This window comes from Catenulispora yoronensis (assembly GCF_039531695.1).
Taxonomy (GTDB): domain Bacteria; phylum Actinomycetota; class Actinomycetes; order Streptomycetales; family Catenulisporaceae; genus Catenulispora; species Catenulispora yoronensis.
In genome coordinates this window covers 1-3,218 of record NZ_BAAAQN010000127.1, presented here as the reverse complement: position 1 = coordinate 3,218, position 3,218 = coordinate 1, and the positions used below count along the sequence as shown (strand labels likewise).

The 3,218-nt window shown below is 58.4% G+C and carries 1 rRNA gene; it reads left to right on the top strand.

The window, feature by feature from the left end:
• Positions 1–442: 442 nt before the first annotated feature.
• A 23S ribosomal RNA gene (locus ABD481_RS46250) occupies positions 443–3,218 on the top strand; the annotation flags it as partial.

Here is a 3,218-nt window from a genome sequence, read left to right as displayed (position 1 = left end):
CCCGAAGCCGGTGGCCTAACCCTTGTGGAGGGAGCCGTCGAAGGTGGGACCGGCGATTGGGACGAAGTCGTAACAAGGTAGCCGTACCGGAAGGTGCGGCTGGATCACCTCCTTTCTAAGGAGCCTCTCACCGCATCGTCGGCGCCACAGGGTGCTGATGGTGGGTGCAGAGCAGTCCGGTTGGTTCAGCTTTCGTCTGGACGCCGGCGCTCACGGGTGGAACATCGAAGACTTGATCGGCTCGCCTCATTACGAGGTGAGCCTGTTCTGGTTCGGCACACTGTTGGGTCCTGAAGGAACAGCCGCGAGGTTGTTGTCTTCAGTACCGGATCTCCTCCGGGTATCCATACCGCGTCGCGCTGCGACGGCTGGTGGTACCGAGAGCGGGGGAGATGAGCCGGTGGGTGTTTGAGATCTGAACAGTGGATGCGAGCATCTTTGTGGCCAAGTTTTTAAGGGCGCACGGTGGATGCCTTGGCACCAGGAGCCGATGAAGGACGTGGTAGGCCGCGAAAGGCCTCGGGGAGCTGTCAAACGAGCTGTGATCCGAGGGTGTCCGAATGGGGGAACCCGGCCGTATGTGAGTGCGGTCACCCATGCCTGAATATATAGGGCGTGTGGAGGGAACGACGGGAAGTGAAACATCTCAGTACCGTCAGGAAGAGAAAACAACAGTGATTCCGGGAGTAGTGGCGAGCGAAACCGGAAGAGGCTAAACCGTCTGCGTGTGATACCCGGCAGGGGTTGCGCGGGCGGGGTCGTGGGACTTTTCGGTCAGATCTGCCGGTCTGGCGCGGAGTAAGAAACCAGTTGTGTAGTCGAAGGCGATGCGAAAGCGCCGGCATAGTGGGTAATACCCCCGTAGACGAAACATGGCTGGCTCCGGAGAAGTTTCCCAAGTAGCACGGGGCCCGAGAAATCCCGTGTGAATCTGGCGGGACCACCCGCTAAGCCTAAATACTCCCTGGTGACCGATAGCGGACTAGTACCGTGAGGGAAAGGTGAAAAGTACCCCGGGAGGGGAGTGAAAGAGTACCTGAAACCGTGTGCCTACAAGCCGTGGGAGCTACGCCCGTCCGGATTTATCCGGTGCGGGTTGTGACCGCGTGCCTTTTGAAGAATGAGCCTGCGAGTTAGCGGTGTGTGGCGAGGTTAACCCGGGTGGGGTAGCCGTAGCGAAAGCGAGTCCGAATAGGGCGTTTGAGTCGCATGCCCTAGACCCGAAGCGTGGTGATCTAGCCATGGGCAGGGTGAAGCGCGGGTAAGACCGCGTGGAGGCCCGAACCCACCAGGGTTGAAAACCTGGGGGATGACCTGTGGTTAGGGGTGAAAGGCCAATCAAACCACGTGATAGCTGGTTCTCCCCGAAATGCATTTAGGTGCAGCGTCGTGTGTTTCTTCCCGGAGGTAGAGCACTGGATGGTCTAGGGGGCCCACAAGCTTACCGAAATCAGCCAAACTCCGAATGCCGGTGAAGTGATAGCGCGGCAGTGAGACGGCGGGGGATAAGCTTCGTCGTCGAGAGGGAAACAGCCCAGAACACCGGCTAAGGTCCCTAAGCGTGTGCTAAGTGGGAAAGGATGTGGAGTCGCATAGACAACCAGGAGGTTGGCTTAGAAGCAGCCACCCTTGAAAGAGTGCGTAATAGCTCACTGGTCAAGTGATTCCGCGCCGACAATGTAGCGGGGCTCAAGCACACCACCGAAGCCGTGTCGTTCACGCATACAGATCGTGCTCTAGACAGGTACCAGTCGCGTGGACGGGTAGGGGAGCGTCGTGCATCCGGTGAAGCCTCGGAGTGATCCAGGGGTGGAGGGTGCACGAGTGAGAATGCAGGCATGAGTAGCGAATGCGACGTGAGAAACGTCGCCGCCGGATGACCAAGGGTTCCTGGGCCAGGCTAATCCGCCCAGGGTGAGTCGGGACCTAAGGCGAGGCCGACAGGCGTAGTCGATGGACAACGGGTTGATATTCCCGTACCCGCGAAGGTCCGCCCAATGTTGAATCAGGTGATGCTAAGCCCGTTAAGCCCCCCGGCACCTTCGGGTGTGGGGTGTGGTGGAGCCGGCGGCCCGATCTTGTAGTAGGCAAGCGATGGTGTGACGCAGGAAGGTAGCCCAACCCGGGCGGTGGTTGTCCCGGGGTAAGGACGTAGGGCGTGTCGTAGGCAAATCCGCGGCACATATAGCCTGAGATCTGATGCCGAGCCCGTAGGGGCGAAGTGGGTGATCCTATGCTGTCGAGAAAAGCATCTAGCGAGGACTGAGCGGCCCGTACCCCAAACCGACACAGGTGGTCAGGTAGAGAATACCGAGGCGATCGGGTGAACCGTGGTTAAGGAACTCGGCAAAATACCTCCGTAACTTCGGGAGAAGGAGGGCTCCAACTGGTGATGGGCTTTGCGCCTTGAGCTGGGGGGAGTCGCAGAGACCAGCGAGAAGCGACTGTTTACTAAAAACACAGGTCCGTGCGAAGTCGCAAGACGATGTATACGGACTGACGCCTGCCCGGTGCTGGAACGTTAAGGGGACCGGTTAGAGAGCAATCTCGAAGCTGAGAACTTAAGCGCCAGTAAACGGCGGTGGTAACTATAACCATCCTAAGGTAGCGAAATTCCTTGTCGGGTAAGTTCCGACCTGCACGAATGGCGTAACGACTTCTCGACTGTCTCAACCACGGACCCGGCGAAATTGCACTACGAGTAAAGATGCTCGTTTCGCGCAGCAGGACGGAAAGACCCCAGGACCTTCACTATAGCTTGATATTGGTGTTCGACTCGGTTTGTGTAGGATAGGTGGGAGGCTGTGAAGCTCGGACGCTAGTTCGGGTGGAGCCGGCGTTGAAATACCACTCTGATCGTGTTGGATGTCTAACCTCGGTCCGTGATCCGGATCAGGGACAGTGTCTGGTGGGTAGTTTAACTGGGGCGGTTGCCTCCTAAAAGGTAACGGAGGCGCCCAAAGGTTCCCTCAGCCTGGTTGGCAATCAGGTGGCGAGTGCAAGTGCACAAGGGGGCTTGACTGTGAGACCGACGGGTCGAGCAGGAGCGAAAGCTGGGACTAGTGATCCGGCCATGGCTTGTGGAAGCGTGGTCGCTCAACGGATAAAAGGTACCCTGGGGATAACAGGCTGATCTTCCCCAAGAGTCCATATCGACGGGATGGTTTGGCACCTCGATGTCGGCTCGTCGCATCCTGGGGCTGGAGTAGGTCCCAAGG